This is a genomic window from Mycobacterium sp. ITM-2016-00317 (assembly GCF_002968295.1).
Lineage (GTDB): Bacteria > Actinomycetota > Actinomycetes > Mycobacteriales > Mycobacteriaceae > Mycobacterium.
The window spans coordinates 2,987,867-3,005,759 of sequence record NZ_CP134399.1 but is presented as its reverse complement, the minus strand read 5'-3'; the positions used below and the strand labels follow the sequence as shown (position 1 = coordinate 3,005,759).

General features: G+C 70.4%; 11 protein-coding genes and 2 riboswitches. All 11 genes read right to left on the bottom strand.

Annotated elements, in window-relative coordinates; translation table 11 throughout:
- Positions 1–28: 28 nt before the first annotated feature.
- Complete coding sequence (locus C6A87_RS14300) at positions 29–5,506, bottom strand: type I polyketide synthase (protein ID WP_311117795.1); 5,478 nt, start codon at positions 5,504–5,506, stop codon at positions 29–31.
- The gene (locus C6A87_RS14295) at positions 5,503–7,281 is read right to left on the bottom strand and encodes an AMP-binding protein (protein WP_311117794.1); all 1,779 of its coding nucleotides are present in this window, start codon (positions 7,279–7,281) and stop codon (positions 5,503–5,505) included. The genes C6A87_RS14300 and C6A87_RS14295 overlap by 4 nt, the downstream gene beginning before the upstream one ends.
- A 547-nt stretch (positions 7,282–7,828) precedes the next feature.
- Entirely contained in the window at positions 7,829–8,566 is a 738-nt protein-coding gene (locus tag C6A87_RS14290; RefSeq protein ID WP_311117793.1) for an alpha/beta fold hydrolase, read from the bottom strand.
- Positions 8,567–8,596: 30 nt separating this feature from the next.
- On the bottom strand, positions 8,597–11,446 hold the full coding sequence (gene gcvP / locus C6A87_RS14285; RefSeq protein WP_311117792.1) for an aminomethyl-transferring glycine dehydrogenase: 2,850 nt from the start codon (positions 11,444–11,446) through the stop codon (positions 8,597–8,599).
- Between the two features lie 35 nt (positions 11,447–11,481).
- A riboswitch (glycine riboswitch) is annotated at positions 11,482–11,612 on the bottom strand.
- A gap of 2 nt (positions 11,613–11,614) precedes the next feature.
- A riboswitch (glycine riboswitch) is annotated at positions 11,615–11,708 on the bottom strand.
- A gap of 14 nt (positions 11,709–11,722) precedes the next feature.
- Positions 11,723–12,856 (bottom strand): M20 family metallopeptidase, encoded by a 1,134-nt coding sequence (locus tag C6A87_RS14280; RefSeq protein ID WP_396837097.1) that lies wholly within the window; start codon positions 12,854–12,856, stop codon positions 11,723–11,725.
- The gene (locus C6A87_RS14275; protein WP_311117790.1) at positions 12,849–13,526 is read right to left on the bottom strand and encodes a DUF1028 domain-containing protein; all 678 of its coding nucleotides are present in this window, start codon (positions 13,524–13,526) and stop codon (positions 12,849–12,851) included. Before C6A87_RS14275 ends, C6A87_RS14280 begins: the two co-directional genes overlap by 8 nt.
- A complete protein-coding gene (locus C6A87_RS14270) occupies positions 13,523–13,942 on the bottom strand; it encodes a RidA family protein (protein WP_311117789.1) in 420 nt (139 codons plus the stop codon). The genes C6A87_RS14275 and C6A87_RS14270 overlap by 4 nt, the downstream gene beginning before the upstream one ends.
- Positions 13,939–15,387, bottom strand: coding sequence for a 4-hydroxyphenylacetate 3-hydroxylase family protein (locus C6A87_RS14265; RefSeq protein ID WP_311117788.1), 1,449 nt, complete (start codon positions 15,385–15,387; stop codon positions 13,939–13,941). Before C6A87_RS14265 ends, C6A87_RS14270 begins: the two co-directional genes overlap by 4 nt.
- Positions 15,384–15,911, bottom strand: coding sequence for a flavin reductase family protein (locus C6A87_RS14260; protein WP_311117787.1), 528 nt, complete (start codon positions 15,909–15,911; stop codon positions 15,384–15,386). Before C6A87_RS14260 ends, C6A87_RS14265 begins: the two co-directional genes overlap by 4 nt.
- A 100-nt stretch (positions 15,912–16,011) precedes the next feature.
- Positions 16,012–17,040: a zinc-binding dehydrogenase gene (locus C6A87_RS14255; protein WP_311117786.1), complete on the bottom strand. Its 1,029-nt coding sequence runs from the start codon at positions 17,038–17,040 to the stop codon at positions 16,012–16,014.
- Positions 17,037–17,840 (bottom strand): alpha/beta hydrolase, encoded by an 804-nt coding sequence (locus C6A87_RS14250; RefSeq protein ID WP_311117785.1) that lies wholly within the window; start codon positions 17,838–17,840, stop codon positions 17,037–17,039. The genes C6A87_RS14255 and C6A87_RS14250 overlap by 4 nt, the downstream gene beginning before the upstream one ends.
- Positions 17,841–17,893: the final 53 nt, after the last annotated feature.

The following is a 17,893-nucleotide window of genomic DNA, read 5'->3' as shown; positions in this document are numbered from 1 at the left end:
GTCTCGTGCATCGGGGCAATCAGGAAAATCAGTTCTCAACGCTGTCGAACAGCGAATCCAGCAGACTGTCACCGTCGTCGGCGACCTCGTCGTCACCGTCGGTGTCGGGCACGAGCTGTTTGGCCAGGTAGTTCGCGAACGACGCGATCGTCGGGTGATTGAACAGCATCGTCGCCGACAACTCCAACCCGACCAGACGCTCCACCTCGCGGCGGATCGACATCGCCATCACCGAGTTCAGGCCCATCTCCGCGAACGGCCGGTCGGTGTGCACGTCGCTCTCGGGCAACCGCAGCTCGGTCGCCAGGATGCCGCGCAGCCCGTCCTGCAGCTCGGAGAGCAGCTCGTCGGGCGCCAGCGCCGCCCAGTCCCGCGTCGGTGCCGCCCGGTGTGCGTCGGAGGTGACCGCGGTGGCGTCCTCGGCGGACTGCATCGGGGCCATCACCACCTGGGCGATGTCGAAGCGGGTGACGTGGTCCCAGGCAGCGAACGCCTCGGCCGGCACCACCGGACGCGACCCGACGCGCTCCAGCTCGGAGATCACGACCTGGGCCTCGCTACCGAAGCCGAGCCCCTGCCATGCCACCCAGTCCAGACTGACGGTGTTGTCGCCCTGGCTGTGCCGGAACCGGGCCAACGCGTCGAGATAGGCGTTGCCTGCGGCGTAGGCGCCCTGTCCCGGGACGCCGAACACCGCGCCCGCCGACGCGGCCAGGTACAGGAAATCGAGGCTGCCGACGGGGAAGACCTCGTCGAGCACCCGCGCTCCGGCGATCTTCGGCCACACCGTGCGGTGCACGCGCTCGGCGCTGACCTCGGTGAGCAGCTGCGCCTCGGTCATACCCGCGGCGTGGATGACGCCGCGGATCGGCGGTGCGCCGTCGGCGTCGCGCTTGTCGAGCATCGCGGTCACCGCGTCACGCGACGCGATGTCCACGGCCACGGTGTCGACGGCGACCCCGCGCGATTCCAGCGCCCGGATCGCGGCGATCTTCTGGCGCGTGGCGTCGTCGGTGGTGCCGTCCCACTGTCGGCGGGGCGGCAGTGCGGTGCGGCCGGCCAGCACGACGCGGCGGGCGCCGCGATCGGCCAGCCAGTCGGCCATCAGCAGGCCGAGCACACCCATGCCGCCGGTGATCAGGTATGCCGCGTCGGGCCGGCAGCGCAGTGTCTCGCGTGCCGGGGCGTCGTCGATCGAGGCCAGCGCCGACGTGCGCAGCTCGCCGTCGCGCAGGATCGCAACCGACTTGACCGGTGTCGACAGCGCGGTCGCGAACACGTCCGCGGCGGCGGCCACGTCGTCGGCCGGGAAGTCGACCAGGCCGCCCCACAGCTGGGGCTGTTCTGCGCCGACGACGCCCGCCAGACCCCACAGGCCGCTCTGTCGCAGCGCCGTGTCGGTCGCGGATTCGTACACCCCGCGGGTGAGGATCCACAACGTGGCCGGGTTGCGCGGTTCCCGATCGGCGAGTTCGCCGACCAGGCCTGCCACCTCGGTGGTCAGCCGCACGGTCTCATCCTGGTCGCTCGCCTGAGCGCTGTCGGAGTCCACCGGGCTGTCGGAGGCCACGTACACGACGAAACGCGCGTCGGACACCTCGGTCAGCGACCGGCCGGTCGCCGCGACGGCGTCGCGCACCGCGAGGGCGGTCTCGCCGTCGCCGACGACCGCGACGGCACCGGTATCGGTCGCCGCGGCCTCCGGGGTCCAGGGCTGCCAGTCGAGCCGGTGCGCGATGCGCTGCGGGTCGGCGGCGGCCGATGCGGTGACCGTCGCGATCTCGACCGGCGCGTACCGCAGCCCGGTGATCCGGGCGTAGGGCGTGCCGTCTTCGCCGGTGATCGTGAGGTCGACGAGCAGGTCGTCGCCGTCCCGTCCGCGGTTGCGGGCCACGACCACGCCGCGGGCACCGGCCGGCGCCTGGTCGACGCGCACGTCGGCGGCGGCGGACGGCACCATCAGTCCGGGGGTCGACGAGTCGACGAGTCGGCCCAGGTTGACGGCGGCGTCCAGCAGGCCGGTCAGGGAACCGGACCCGAGGTCGACGACGGTGCTCAGCTCCCCGGACGTCGCGTCGTGGGATGCGACGGTCCACGGGTAGGCCAGGCCGTCGATGCCCCACGCGCTGTGGAGTTCGGTCAGCGCCGACGGGTCGTACGCCGACGACGGCACGGCGGGCGCGGCATCCGCGTCCGGGACCTGGTGGGCGACGCGCGCCGTGGCGTGGCGGACCCAGCGCTGCGGCGCGTCGTCGTCCCCGGTCGCGGTCGACGACGAGATCGTGATCGTGTCCCCGTCGCTGTAGACCTGCACCAGACGGGGTCCGTCGACGGTGATCGGGAAGTCGAACCGGACGTCGGTCACCGCGGAGGGCCCGGTGCGGGAGGCCGCCAGCGACAAGGTCTGCAGCAGCACCGACAGCGGAACGATCTCCACCCCGGCGAACCGGTGCGCGTTCGGGTAGGGCCGGGCCTGCGGCGCGAGCCGGGCCTGCCACAGATGCCCGGGCCGGGTCCCGGCGACGGCGGTGTGCGCCCCGAGCACGGTGCCCGGGTTCGGCGCCGACGCACCCGAGGCGGCCTGCTTGCGGATCGCCCAGTGGCGGGTGTGATGCCACGGCGTGGCGCCAGGCAGCGCCGCGTGCGGCTCGCCGTGGTGCGGGGTCTCCGGCGGATGGCCGGTGAACGTCGCGTTCAGCGCGGTGTGGAAGGTCAGCGTGTCGTCGGCGTCGCGCGCGAGCGTGCCGAATGTGGCGTGCGCGGGCGACTCCAGCGTGTCACTGATCGCATACGTCAGGATCGGGTTCGGACTGACCTCGATGAACGTGCCGATCTCCGCGGCGGCCGCTTCGACGGCCTGGCGGAACTTGACCGGTTGGCGCACGTTGGCCACCCAGTAGTCGGCGTCCAGCGTCGGCTCGCCGTCGGGCTCGGTGACCGTGGACAGGAACGGGATGTTCGCCATCCGGGGGGTGACACCGGCCAGCGCCTCACGCAGATCCGGCAGCACCGGGTCCATCAGCGCGGTGTGCGAGGCGACCTCCATGTTGACCCGACGGGCGAACCTGTCCTCGGCGGTCACCGCGGCGATCACCGCGTCGACCTGCTCGGGCAGGCCGGCCACCACGGTCTGGCGCGGCGAGACGTAGCCGGCCACCTCGACACTGGGGTAGTCCGCGATGAACGCGGCCGCGGCGTCGGGGTCGAGCTCGACCAGCGCGACGGCGCCCTGCCCGGCCAGCCGGGACATGATCGACGAGCGTGCGGCGATCACCTTCAGCCCGTCGGCCCGGCTCAGCGCCCCGGCCACCACCGCGGCGGTCACCTCGCCCATCGAGTGCCCGATCACCGCATCCGGGTGCACGCCGTGGGAACGCCACAGCTCGGTCAGCGCAAGTTGCAGACCCATCAGCACCGGCTGTACCTGGGCGTCACCGCTGATCGGTTCGCCGTTGGCGACGACGTCGCGCAGCGAGAAGCCGACCTGCTCGACGAACACCGGTTCGATCTCCGCCAGCGCCTCGGCGAACGCCGGCTCGTCGGCCAGCAGTTGGCGGGCCATCCCCGGCCACTGCGACCCCTGCCCGGAGTACACGAACACCGTGCCCGGCTTGCGCGACGCCGTCGGTGCGGCGACGACCCCGGGTGCGCTCTGCCCGGCGGCCAGCGCCTGCAGTCCGGCGATGGCCTGGTCGCGGTCGCGGGCCGCCACCGTCGCGAACTTCTGGTGGCGGGTGCGGTGGTGGTTGAGGGTGTGGGCGATCTCCGGCAGCGACACCGGTGCGCCTTCCGGCCCGGCCATCCACTCGGACAGCATCGCGGCCTGCGCGGCGATCCGCTCGGGCGTCCTGCCGGACACCACCAGGGTGGTGACCGCCGAGGGTTCGGGGGCAGGCGCGGGCGCGGGCACCGGTGCCTGCTCGAGGATCACGTGGGCGTTGGTGCCGCCGAAGCCGAACGACGAGACGCCCGCACGGCGCGGCCGGCCGGACGAGGCCCAGTCGGTGTGCTCGGCGATCACCTTGAGGCGCAGGTTGTCGAACGGGATGTGCGGGTTGGGGTTCTGGTAGCCGAGGTTGGCCGGGATCTGGTTGTGTTGCAGGGCCAATACGGCCTTGGCGAACCCGGCGATGCCTGCGGCGGCCTCCAGGTGGCCGAGGTTGGACTTCACCGCGCCGAGCAGCAGCGGCGCATCGGCCGGGCGGCCCTTGCCGAGCACCGTGCCCAGCGCGCGGGCCTCGATCGGGTCGCCCAGCAGCGTCCCGGTGCCGTGCGTCTCGATGTAATCGACTTCGCGGGGCTCGATGCCCGCGGCGGCGTAGGCGGAGCGCAGCACCGCCATCTGGGAGGCCGGGTTCGGCGCCATCAGACCGTTGGAGCGGCCGTCCTGGTTGACCGCCGAACCGCGGATCACCGCGAGGATGCGGTCGCCGTCGCGCTGGGCGTCGGACAGCCGCTTGAGCACCGCGACCCCGCAGCCCTCACCGCGCACGAAACCATCGGCGGCGGCGTCGAACGCGTGGCACTGCCCCGTCTTGGACATCGCCTCGAGCTGGTCGAAGCTGCGCGTGACCGCAGGCGAGAGCAGCAGGTTCACCCCGGCGGCAAGCGCCATGTTGGAGTCACCCGAGCGCAGGCTCTGACATGCCAGGTGAATCGTCACCAGCGACGACGAACACGCGGTGTCCACGGTCAGGGACGGGCCGCGCAGGTCGAAGTAGTACGACACCCGGTTGGCGATGATGCTCAGCGCGCCACCGGTGCCCGACCAGGAGTCGACGTCACCGAGGTCGACGGTGGACAGATACCCGTACTCGCCGAGGCAGGCCGCCGCGAACACCCCGGTCTGGGTGTGCCGCAGCGTGTGCGCCGGGATGCCGGCGTGTTCGAGCGCCTCCTGGGTGACCTCCAGCAGCAGGCGCTGCTGCGGGTCCATCTTGTCGGCCTCGCTCGGCGAGATCTCGAAGTACTCGGCGTCGAACGCGTCCAGGTCGCGCAGGAACGCACCCCAGCGGGTGGTGCCGGCCAGCGCGGCCGCCGCCTCCGGGGTGTTGACCTGGAACGACTCCCACCGGTCCGCGGGCACCTCGCGCACCGCCGACCGGCCTTCCATCAGGAACTGCCAGTACGCGTCGGGGCCGGCGATGTTGCCCTCGAGGTCGGCACCGCCCGGGAACCGGCAGCCCAGCCCGATCACCGCGATCGGCTCGTCGTCCGCGCTGTACTCGCGCACGACGGGCGCCTCGGTGGCGGCTTCGACCTCGCCGCCGGTGAGGAACTTCGCGAGCGCGTTGATCGTCGGGTACTGCCAGAACTCCACCGGCGAGACCGCGCGGCCCAGCAGCTCGGAGAGCTCACCGGTCAGCACGACCGCGTCGCTGGAGCCGACAGCCAGGTCGTTCAGAGGGGCATCGAAATCGATCTCGTCGGGACTGCAGCCGATGTTGGTGACCAGATAGTCGACCAACCAGTTACGGATTGCGTCCTCGTCGAAAGCAGAGGTCATGTAGTGACGTCCAGCCGGCTGAACTCGTCCTGTCGGTATCGGTCGACACAGGCAGAGCGCCGAATCTTTCCGCTAGTAGTGATGGGGATGGAACCCGGTGCCACCAGCACCAGGTCGGCGACGCGCACGCTGTGCGACCGTTTGATCGCCGAGGCGACCTCGCGCTTGACCGCCCGCAGCTTGTCCAGAGCCTCGGCCTCGGAACTGCCCTTCTTCTTCAGCTCGGCGATGGCGACGAGCTGCTCGCTGGTGTCGTCGAGCACCGAGATCGCGGCCACCCGGCCGCCGGTGATCTCCTGGATGGTGGCCTCGATGTCGTCGGGGTAGTGGTTGCGCCCGTCGACGATCAGCAGGTCCTTGATGCGGCCGATGATGAACATCTCGCCCTCCGACATCACGCCGAGGTCGCCGGTCTTCAGCCACGGCCCGACCGGGGTGCCCTCGGACGGGGCGGCGATCTCGCCGCCGAAGGTGCGCTCGGTCTGCTGTGGGTTGCGCCAGTAGCCCGTCGCGACCTGATCGCCGTGCACCCAGATCTCGCCGATCTTGCCGTCGGGATTCTCGGTGCGGGTCTCGGGGTCCACGATGCGGATCGTGGACGAGCGCGGCGCTCCATAGCTCACCAGCTCGGTACCCGACTCGGAGCCGCAACGCTCGGCGTGACCGGCCGACAGCTTCTCGTAGTCGAACCGCACGGTGGCGGGGGTGTGCCCGATCTGCGCCGAGATCACGTACAGGGTCGCCTCGGCCAGGCCGTAGGACGGCCGCACGGTGGTGTCCGGCATGTTGAACTTCGCGAACCGCTCGTTGAATCGGCGGATGGTGGCCGAGTGGATGCGCTCGCTGCCGCTGATGATGCCCAGTACGTTGCCGAGGTCCATCCCCTCCAGGTCGGCGTCGGAGGTGCGCCGCACGGACAGTTCGAACGCGAAGTTCGGCGCCGCCGACCATGCGTGCGGGTTGAGTGCGAGCTGCTGGATCCAGCGGGCGGGCCGCTGCAGGAAGGCGACCGGGCTCATGATCTTGGCGGGGCGGCCCCAACGGGTCTCCCCGCGGTCCGGTGGGCACAGCAGCGGCGCGAAGACGCCCTGGATCAGGCCCATGTCGTGGTAGAAGGGCAGCCACGAGACCAGCGTGGTGTCCTGCGGCGGCACGCCACCCCGGTGCGACATGTAGTCGGTGAAGATCTGCTCGAGGTTGGCGATGACGTTGCGGTGGGTCATGATCACGCCGGCCGGCGAGCGTGTGGAGCCCGACGTGTACTGCAGGTACGCGGTCTTGGGCAGCGGACCGACGTTCACCTCGACGTGTCGTGGCGAATCGAAATCCAGGGCGTCGACCTCGATGACGGCCGGCGTCGTACCGCCCGTGAGCCCGCCGACGTAGGTCATGATGTCGCCGACGACGGCCGAGGTGGTGAACACCGCGACCGGCTGGCAGTCGCGCAGCGCGCCGTTGACCCGCTCGTCGAGTTGGCCCATCGCCGGCACCGGCAGCGGCACCGCGATGAACCCGGCTGCCATCGCGCCGTAGAAGGCGATGATGTATTCCAGGCCCTGCGGGGCCAGGATCGCGGCCCGGTCCCCCTTGGAGCCGTGCCGCAGCAGTTCCTCGGCGACCACCTGGACACGGTGGTAGACCTGAGACCACGTCAGCGTTTCCTCGAAGCCCTCGGGATCGACGTCGAAATCGAGGAACGTGTAGGCCACGTCATCGGGCTGCGTACGCGCGCGCTCGGCGAGCAACCCAGGAATGGTCGACTCAAGCAACGGCATGGCGACGTCCTTTCGTATCTTCTGCGTCCCGGCTCCATTGCCGTGGATGGCAAACCAGTTCGCAGCTCTCGGCCGCGCACTCCCCCGCTCGCCCGAAGGCTAACACTGACCCGTCAATATTGTCGCGTAATCCGACCAAGGATTAGACCACGACATGCTTGCCAGAGGGAAGTCGGCGGATTGGGCTTCTTTTCTTCATTTTCCTGCATTTGCAATGACCTGACACCGAATTGGCAGCATCTTCACAGTTTTGCCAGATGATGTAACGCTGCACTTGGCACCCGGTATTCGCGTTGCTCCAACCTATGACGTCTAGGTACGCGGTTACGCCGACGCGATCGCTGAACGCAGTGCTCGTATCGTCTTGACGCGCGCGTAAGGGGTTTGCCCAGATCGCACGCTGGCGTCAATTAATTATCTGACTCAGCGGTAATATGCAGGCCAGACAGGTGATCCGCGACAGCACTGCGGGGTCGCCGACAATCGGGGCAGCGGAGCTGACGCGCCCGCCCAGCGACCAACCCGTGTGGCGAAGACCACACCGGATTCACACCGTGCCGGCCAACCGCGCCCAGAGCTTGGTCTCGATGTCCGGCACCACCTCGCCGAGGTGGTCGTTGAGGTAGAAGTGGTGCCCGGGCAGTTCGCGCGCGGTGAACTCGGCCGTGGTCCGCTCTGCCCACGGCTTGACCTTGTCCGTCGTGGCGATCTCGTCGTCGTCGCCGTAGAACGCGTGGATGGGCGCCGACAACCGCACCTCCGGTGGGCAGGTGTAATTGGCGATCGCCTTCAGCCCGCGCAGCGTCGGCAGGATCGCGGCGGCGAACTCCGGGTTCTTCATGAACTCCGGGTTGGCGCCGGTCATCGAGCTGACCGCGGCCAGCAGCCCCTCGTCGTCGTCGGGGATGTCCTCGTACCCGACCCGGCCCGGCGCCGCGACGGCCGAGACGAACAGCGCGGTGATCGGCAGGCCCGCCTCCTCGAAGCGGCGGGCCACCTCGAACGCCAGCAAACCGCCCATACTGTGCCCGAAAAAGCTCACCGGGCCGCCGTGGTCTTTGTCCGGCGACACCATCTTGCACACCTCGTCGGCGAGCGCGGGCAGGCTGGTGAACGCCGCGAAATCCTGCTTGCCGCGCTGCCCCGGATACTGCACCGCGACCCGCTTGACGTCGGTGGTGAACGTCTTGGCGAAGGGCACGTAGTACTGCGCCGAACCACCCGCGTGCGGAAAGATGAACAGCTTGGGCTGTCCGGCCGCGACCTCTCCTGGGGCTCCCGTCATGCGCGTCACCCTATAACCCGGCGACACCCGTCAGGCGAAGGCCTCCACCGGCGGGCAGGAGCACACCAGGTTGCGGTCGCCGTAGGCGCCGTCGATGCGCCGCACGGGCGGCCACACCTTCGGCCGGAACGCCTTGCCCAGCGGATAGGCGGCCTGCTCGCGGGTGTAGGGGTGGTCCCAGTCCTCGACCAGCAGGCAGTCCGCGGTGTGCGGGGCGCCGCGCAGCGGGTTGTCGTCCACCGACCACGTCCCGGATCCGACCTTGTCGATCTCGCCGCGGATCGCGATCATCGCGTCGCAGAAGGCGTCGATCTCGGCCAGCGATTCGCTCTCGGTCGGCTCCACCATCAGCGTGCCTGCGACCGGGAAGCTCATCGTCGGCGCGTGGAAGCCGTAGTCGGCCAGCCGCTTGGCGACGTCGTCGACGGTGACTCCGGTGGTCTTGGTGATCGCGCGCAGATCGAGGATGCACTCATGGGCGACCATGCCGTGCTCGCCGGTGTAGAGCACCGGGTAGTACTCGTCGAGGCGGCGCGCGATGTAGTTGGCCGACGCGATGGCCACCAGGGTGGCCGATCGCAGCCCTTCGGCGCCCATCATGCGGATGTAGGCCCAGGTGATCGGCAGGATGGACGCCGACCCGTACGGCGCGGCCGACACGGTGTGTTCGTCGGACAGTTCCGGGGCCAGCGGATGGCCCGGCAGGTAGGGCGCCAGGTGCGAGCGCACCGCGACCGGGCCCACGCCGGGCCCGCCGCCGCCGTGCGGGATGCAGAACGTCTTGTGCAGGTTCAGGTGGCTGACGTCGCCGCCGAAGCGGCCCGGACGGGCCAGCCCGACCAGCGCGTTCAGGTTCGCGCCGTCGACGTAGACCTGGCCGCCGGCGTCGTGCACCGCGGCGCAGATGTCGGCGACGTCGTGCTCGTAGACGCCGTGCGTGGACGGGTAGGTGATCATCAGCGCCGACAGCCGGTCGGCGTGTGCGGCGACCTTGGCCCGGAGATCGTCGAGGTCGACGTCGCCGTTCGCCCGGCAGGCCACCACGACCACCTTCATGCCGACCATCGCCGCCGACGCCGCGTTGGTGCCGTGCGCGCTCGACGGGATCAGGCAGACGTCACGTCCGGTGTCGCCGCGCGCCGCGTGGTAGGCCTGGATCGCCAGCAAACCGGCATACTCCCCCTGCGATCCGGCGTTCGGCTGCAGCGAGATCTCGTCGTACCCGGTGATCGCGGTGAGCCAGGTCTGCAGGTCGGCGATCAGGCGGCGCAGACCCGGGGTGTCGGAGGCCGGCCCGAACGGGTGCTGGCGGCCGAACTCCGGCCAGGTGATCGGCTCCATCTCGGCGGCGGCGTTGAGTTTCATCGTGCACGAGCCGAGCGGGATCATGCTGCGGTCCAGCGCGATGTCCTTGTCGGCCAGCGACCGCAGGTAGCGCATCATCTCGGTCTCGGTGCGGTACTTCGAGAACGCCGGATGGGTGAGGAACTGCGAGGTCCTCGTCGTGATCGACGGGCCGGCGTAATCGCCGGTGGCCGGCTCGGCGGAGAACGCGGCCAGCACGTCGGCGATGTGGCCGTCGGTGGTGGCTTCGTCGCAGGACACCGAGACGTGGTCGTCGTCGACGAGCCAGACGTTGATGCCGCGCTCCTTGGCCGCGGTGCGGACCTCGTGGGCGCGGCCCGGGACCCGTGCCTTCACGGTGTCGAAGAACGACTCGTGCACGACCTCGACACCGGCCGCCGTCAGGCCCGCGGCCAGCGCCCGGGCGTGGTTGTGGACACGCTGCGCGATCGCGCGCAACCCGTCGGGACCGTGGTAGGACGCGTACATCGCCGCCATCACGGCCAGCAGGACCTGCGCGGTGCAGATGTTGCTGGTGGCCTTGTCGCGGCGGATGTGCTGCTCGCGGGTCTGCAGCGCCAGCCGGTAGGCCGGTGAACCGTCCGCGTCGACGGACACCCCGACCAGGCGGCCGGGCAGCTGGCGGGCGTGCTTGGAATGCACCGCGAGGTAGCCGGCGTGCGGGCCGCCGAAGCCCATCGGCACCCCGAACCGCTGGGTGGTGCCGAACGCGACGTCGGCGCCGATCTCTCCGGGCGGGGTGATCAGCGTCAACGCCAGGAGGTCCGCGCCGACCGCGACCAGCGCGCCGCGCTCGTGGGCTTCGGTGACCAGCCCGGACCAGTCGGTGACCGCGCCGCCTGCACCGGGCAGTTGCACGATCACCCCGAAGAAGTCGCCGTCGGGCAGGCCGTTGCGCAGGTCGGCGGTCACGATCTCGAAGCCCAGCGGAGCCGCGCGGGTGGCCAGGATCGCCGCGGTCTGCGGGTAGACGTCGAGGTCCACCACCAGCCGGGTCGACGATCCGCGCACGGCGCGATGCATCAGGGTCATCGCCTCGGCCGCGGCGGTGCCCTCGTCGAGCATCGACGCGTTGGCGACCTCGAGGCCGGTCAGGTCGGTGACCATGGTCTGGAAGTTCAGCAGCGCCTCGAGCCGGCCCTGGCTGATCTCGGGCTGGTACGGCGTGTAGGCGGTGTACCAGGCCGGGTTCTCCATGATGTTGCGCAGCAGCACCGGCGGGGTCAGCGTGTCGTAGTAGCCCTGCCCGATCATCGAGACGGCGACGGTGTTCGAGTCGGCCATCGCGCGCAGCTCGGCCAGTGCCTCGGCCTCACTGGCCGCAGGCGGCAGCGGCTCCAGGCCGGGGGCGGTGCCTGCCGCGGTCAGCGCATCGAGGATCCCGGCGGGCAGGGCCTTGCCCGCCAGTTCATCCAGGGAGCTGACGCCGATCGTGCTCAGCAGTGTTTCGACGGCTTGCGCGTCGGGGCCGATGTGGCGGTCGACGAACGAGAGGGTGCGGGACTGATCAGACACGTGAGGACTTCTCCCGGGGCGCAGACGAACGCGGCTCCTCCCCCTCTGTCGTCGACCCGGTCCGGGCTGCCTGAGAGATTCGGCCGCTCCGCCGTGGCGGCGAGGGAGCCTTTCCCCATGGGCGGGTGACCCGGAGTCCGGGGCACCTCTTTCCAGAGGCATCGGGGCCTGGCGCGGTCCTGGGGCCTGAGAGGTTGACGGAGAGGGGTTGCTCCTTCGGCGTCCGTGGCTGGCGGCCACGGAACTCTCCCGCGTGAGGGCGATGCGCCTGCGATATTACCGTCCGGCCAGATCGAGCGCCGTCCATGCCAGCGCGGTCGCGCCGTCACGCAGCGCCGCGTCGGCGGCCGGGCCGATCGCCGCGTCGGCGAACTCCCGCTGGTGGTTGACCGCGGGCAGCGATCCGATGCCCAGATACGGGTGGATCGCGCGCACCTCCTGCGACACGTTGCCCATGTCGGTGGACGCCGTCCTCATCGCCGCCGCGCCCTCCGGCGCCTCGGCGGTCATGTCCCGGCCCAGCACCGCTGCATTGGCGACGAACATGTCGAGGATTTCGTCGTCGGTGCGGAATTCCGAGTACGGCGGCGACTCCAGCTCGATCTCCAGCTCGCAGCCGGTGCCGATGGCGCCGGCCTGGAAGCAGGCCCGGATCCGCTTCTCGATGTCGCGGAGGTCGGCCAGCGAGCGGGCCCGCACATACCAGCGTCCCGACGCGGTGTCCGGGATGGCGTTGGGTGCGGTCCCGGCCTCGGTGACCACGCCGTGCACCCGCGCCGTAGACGGCAACTGCTGGCGGAGCAGCCCGATCGCCACCTGGGCGACGGTGAACGCGTCGGCCGCGTTGACACCCAGGTGCGGGTAGGTGCCTGCGTGCGCGCTGACGCCGCGATAGATGACGCGCCAGTGCGCGACCGCCATCGGCTCGGCCCGCGGCGCGTCGACCGGTCCGGGATGCATCATCAGTGCCGCATCCAGGCCGTCGAACTCGCCCGCCTCCAGCATCAGGATCTTGCCGCCGCCGCCCTCCTCGGCCGGGGTGCCGAGGACGTGCACGGTCAGCGCCCGGCCCGCGTCGGCGGCCTGCACCATCAGTGCCGCCCCGATCGCCGACGCCGCGATCAGGTTGTGCCCGCAGGCGTGTCCGAGACCGGGAAGCGCGTCGTACTCGGCGACGAACGCGACGTGCAGTGGACCGTTGCCGGCGCGGGCGTGGAAGGCGGTGTCCAGTCCGCCGGCGCGATCGTCGACACTGAAGCCGCGCTCGGCCAGCACGGTGGTGAGCATCCGGTGCGCCCGGACCTCCTGCCACGCCGGTTCCGGATCGGCGTGCAGTCCGGTGCTGATCCCGTGCACGGTGTCCCAGTCACGCTCCAGCTGTGCCCTGGCGGCGGCCTTCGGGTCAGAGATCACCCGGCACCCCGAAGCTGGGGGCGGCGGACGGATCCAGCGCCCGGCGCACGTAGTCGTCGCGCTGCGGCTCCCACACCGCCCACAGTTCGGCCAGCCGGCTGTACGGGTCGTCGTCGGTCCAGTCCACCCGCAGCGTCGTCTCAGGCCACTCGACCTCGCGGTAGACCAGCAGGCCCGCCGCGTGCACCGGTCCCTCCTCGCCGCCGGCGGCCATCGCGGCGGCCAGCCCGTCGAGCAGCCGGCGTTCGAACTCCGCCGCGGCGGAGCTCTCGTATCCGCGGATCAGCTCGGTGATGGTGGCCGGGCTCGCCAGCATGTTGCCTGCCGCGACGACGCCGTCGCCGGCCACGTGGTGGTGCACGCCGAGGGCGCCTGCGCCACTGAACGCCGCCGAGCGACCGGCCCGGTCCAGCACCGTCAGCTGCCGGTAGTCGCGCAGCTCGTGGCCGGCCACCACCGCGTCCAGCGCCGACGGGGCGTCGTCGCCGGCGGCCAGCCGGTCCAGCAGCTGTCCGCCGAGCCTGGGGTCGGTCACATTCTGGCTGGCCGCCGCGCCCAGGCCGGGCCGGATGTTCAGGCACCGGGAGGCCACCGCCGGGGACGAGGAGGTGATGATCATGCCGAACGCGCCGGTGTCGCGGTCCAGCGCCGCCATCGAGAACGTCACGCGCTCACCTGCTGCCGGACGGCGATCACGTCCACCTCGACCAGCCACTCGGGCCGGGCCAGCGCGCTGACCACCAGCCCCGTCGAGACCGGGTGCACACCTTTGAGCCAGCGGCCGATCACCCGGTACACGGTCTCCCGGTAGCGCGGATCCACCAGGTAGATCGTCACTTTCACGATGTCGTCGAGGGTCGCGTCGGCCTCGGCGAGCAGAGTGGCGATGTTGGACATCGCCTGCTCGGTCTGGGCGGCCACGTCGCCGACACCGACATTCTCCGAGGTGTCCAGATTCTGGCCGATCTGCCCGCGCACGTAAACGGTGTCACCGGCGACGACGGCCTGGCACAGGTCGTTGTCCAGGTTCTGCTCCGGGTAGGTGTCGCGGGTGTTGAACGGCCGGATGCGCCGGTGCTTCATGCGCCCACCCGATCCGACAGCTCCGCGGCCGCCTTCACCATGGCCAGGGGGCCGTCGAAGTCGAAGTTGCGGTAGACGGCCTGGTAGTGCGCGAACGGCGGCGCCTGCGCGAACAACTGGAACGTCAGCCGGTGCCCGGCGTAGTCACTGTTGAGCAGGTCGCGGGCGAAGGCCAGCAGCTTGCGCCGGTCGTCGGCCTGCCACTCGTCGGTGATCGAGTAGTACTTCTCCAGCCACGGCGCCGCGCCCGGCATGCCGAAGGTGGCCGAGTCCGGCGTGATGCAGATCTGCCCGCCGCACAGTTCGCGGGCCCAGTGCATCATCTGCGGCAGCTGGGTCTGCGCCCACACCCGGCCGGCGTAGAGCAGTGACTGGTTGGGCATCAACAGTCCGCCCGGGCTGGTCTCGGCGGTGGCGATGGCCGCGGTCAGGTGCGCGTCGATGCCCTCGCGGTAGCAGGCCAGCATCGCCAGCTTCTCCTGCACCGCCGGGTTGTTGTCCAGCCCGGTCTGGCGGACGTTGAACAGTGCGGCGCCGATCATCAGGTCCGCGAACCGGATCGAGCGGTGCACGTAGGGCAGCGCGCTGTAGCGGTGCAGGCAGCTGCGCACGAAGGTGGCCGCCCGGGTGTGCCGGTAGAACAGGATGTCGTCCCACGGGATCAGCACGTTGTCGAAGATCACCAAGGACTCGACCTCGTCCACCCGGTTGGACAGCGGGTAGTCCGCGGCGTCGCGGCGGCCGGCGAATCCGGTGCGGCAGATGAACTTCAGGTTCGGTGCGTTCAGGTCGGCGATGAAACCCACCGCGTAGTCGGAGAGTTTCGCGTCACCCCAGTTGGCGATGGTCGGTTTGGTGTAGGCCTGGGTGGCGTACGGCGCGGCGGTCTCGTACTTGGCGCCGCGCACGATGATCCCGTCGTCGGTCTCGCGGACCACGTGCAGCAGCATGTCCGGATCCTGATCCTGGGGCCGCTTGGAGCGGTCGCCCTTGGGATCGGTGTTGGCCGAGATGTGGAACGGGTCGCCGGTGGCGGCCTTCTGCACGTGGCGCCGGATGTTCTCGGCGAAGCGGGGATCCACCTCGTTGAGCACGTCCTGGCCGTCGTAGAGCGCCCACATCTCGCCGATGGTCTCGTCGCCGACCCGGGTCACCACCCCGCGCGCCTCATCCAGCACCACGTCGATGGCGCGGCGCTTGTCCTGCCAATCCTGTTGGGTCCGCGGCATCTTGTTGGCGATCGCGTTGCGCTCGCCGTTCTCGTCGACGTAGGTCATCACGTCCTGGGTGGCCGCCTCGTGCGCCAGGTCGTAGATGCGGGCGCGGATGTCGACGATCGGGGCGAACATCGGGTGCTTGGTGACGTCGTGCACCTGCTCGCCGTCGATGTAGATCTCACGACCGGTGTTGATGGATTCCCGGTACTCGTCTCCGGTTCTGATCATGCGTGGTGTCCTTCCGTGTTGTGTGCGGCGAGAGTGCGATAGCTGCCGCGCATGTGCAGCAGCGGTTCGGCGTCGGTGTGTGCGACGTGGCGCACCTCGCCGAGGTACAGGTGGTGGGAGCCGACGTCGGTGATGCTGTGCAGCTCACATTCGAAGGCCGCCACGCTGTCGACGAACACCGGCAGCCCGTTGGCGCCGGAGTGCCACTCGTCGTCGAGGAACGTGAACGCCGGACGGCCGGTGTGCCTGCGCCCGGCGAAACTGTCTGCAGCGCTGTGATGTTCGGGACGTAGCAGCGATACATTGAAGGAACCGCAGTCCCGGATCGCCGCGTTGATGGGGCTGCGCCGGTTGATGCACACGCCGAGGACGGCCGGTTCGTCGGAGACCCGGCTCACCGCCGAGACGGTCTGGCCCCAGCGCAGGCCGTCGGCGTGGGTGGTCACAATGGTGACCGGGGTGGCGGCGCAGCTGATGGCGCGGACGAACTCCCGCGCGCCGACCGGCATCAAGGTGGATTTCACTGACATCCCTCGCAATTCGGATTCTCGGCTGGGGCCACGGAAGGCGGCATCGGCGTCCGCACCTACGATGCTGCCCGCCGCCCGGCCATCAGGCAAAGAGTTAGTTCCGCTGGTTTGCATCGGTTTTGACGATGTAGCCGGGCATCGTCACCGTGACCTTTCCGATCCGGTCCGGCGCGGTGAATCGCCTTTGGGCTGTAGCGATCTCGTCGAAGGTGAACGACGCGGCATCCAGCACCGGGCGCACCGATCCGGTGACCACCTTCGGCAGGATCTCCGTTTCGACCTCCCGGCAGAGCGCGCTGCGGGTGTCGTCGTCGAGCCGGCCCAGACTCGACGACGAGATCTCCACCGTCCCGGCCATCAGCGCCCCGAGGTCCACCGCCGCGTCGGTCCCGGAGGCCACCCCGACGACGACCAGCCGGCCCTGCGGCGCCAGCGCCGCGATGTTGTCGGCGACGGTGGCCGCGCCCTGGTTGTCCAGCACGACGTCCACCCCGCCGGGCACGATCCGGCGCAGCGCGCCGAACACGTCCTCGGCGCCGTAGTCGATCACGTGATGGCACCCGAGCTCGGCGCACAGTGCGGTCTTGGCGGGACCCCGCGCGGTGCCGATGACGGTGGCGCCCAGGCCGCGGGCCAGCTGGACTGCCAACGACCCGACTCCCCCGGCTGCGCCGTGGACCAGGACCCGCTCCCCCGCCCGCAACCGGCCCCGGTGCGCCAGATTCCACCACGCGGTGGCGGCGGCTTCCGGCAGCGCGGCGGCGGCCACCAGGTCCAGTTCGTCGGGAATCCGCAGGCACGCCCCCACGGGGACGGCGACGTACTCGGCGTAGGTGCCGGCCCGGGCCAGCACCGCGACCCGGTCCCCGAGGCGCGGGGTCGCCACCCCTGCCCCGACGGCCACGACGGAACCCGCGCATTCCAGGCCCGGAACCCCACCGGCCGGTGCGGGCATCGCGCCGCGACACTGGAGGATCTCGGCGTTGTTGAGGCCGAGCGCACCGACGGCCACCAGCACTTCGCCGGGGCCGGGCTGCGGGGTCGGCACCCGCTCGATGCGCAGTGGCTCCGGTGCGCCCGGGTCGCGCAGCACGGCGGCCGACATCGTCTCGCTGACGGTCATCGCAGCACCAGCCCGGTGTGGAAGTCGAGCACCGCCTGCGCGAACTCGCCGGGACAGGTCTCGGGGCTGGAGATGTCACCTTCGGCCAGAACATGTTCGGTGGCCTGTGGGAACGCGGCCAGGATCTGCGCGCGTCGGGGAAAGGCCCGGGGGTCGCGGGCCGAGGCCAGGCACAGCACCTGTCCCCCGTAGCGGCCCACCCCGTCCTCGGACCGGTACGCGGCGACGGCCGCGTGGCCGCGGTCGGGATCCGGCTGCGCCAGCACATCGCGGACGTAGCGGCTCTGGACCTCGGGATCGGGGTGCGCCAGGTACTCACTGCGGCGCCGCCACAGCTGCGCGAGGTGTTCCCCGTCGGCGGTGGCCGGGAAGTGGTTGAACGGCGGCGCGTCCCGGCGGCGGTCCCGTTCGGCGGCATCGATGAACGGCGTCGACGACAGCACCAACGAGAGCACGCGCTCAGGTGCGGACACCGCCAGGTGATAGGCGACCAGCCCGCCGAAGTGATGGCCGACCAGGTGCGCGTACGGCACGCGCAGCGCGTCGAGCACCCCGAGCACCGCCGCAGCGGTCGCTTCGATCGTGTTGTCGCGCAACGGCTCCGAACCACCGTATCCGGGCAGATCCGGTATCACGAGGCGATAGCCGTCGAGCAGGTCGGCCACGGCGCGGAATTCGTCCCAGCTTCGCGGGGTCTGGTGCAGCAGCACCAGACACGGCCCGTCCAGATGCCCGTTCTTGGTGACGACGTGCATTCGGCCCGAGGGGGTTTCGACGTACGTCGGTTCGATGCCGCTCACAGTGTGTCCTCCAGTGTGTGTCGGTGGTTCCCGTTCGATCCAAGGCGCTGCGC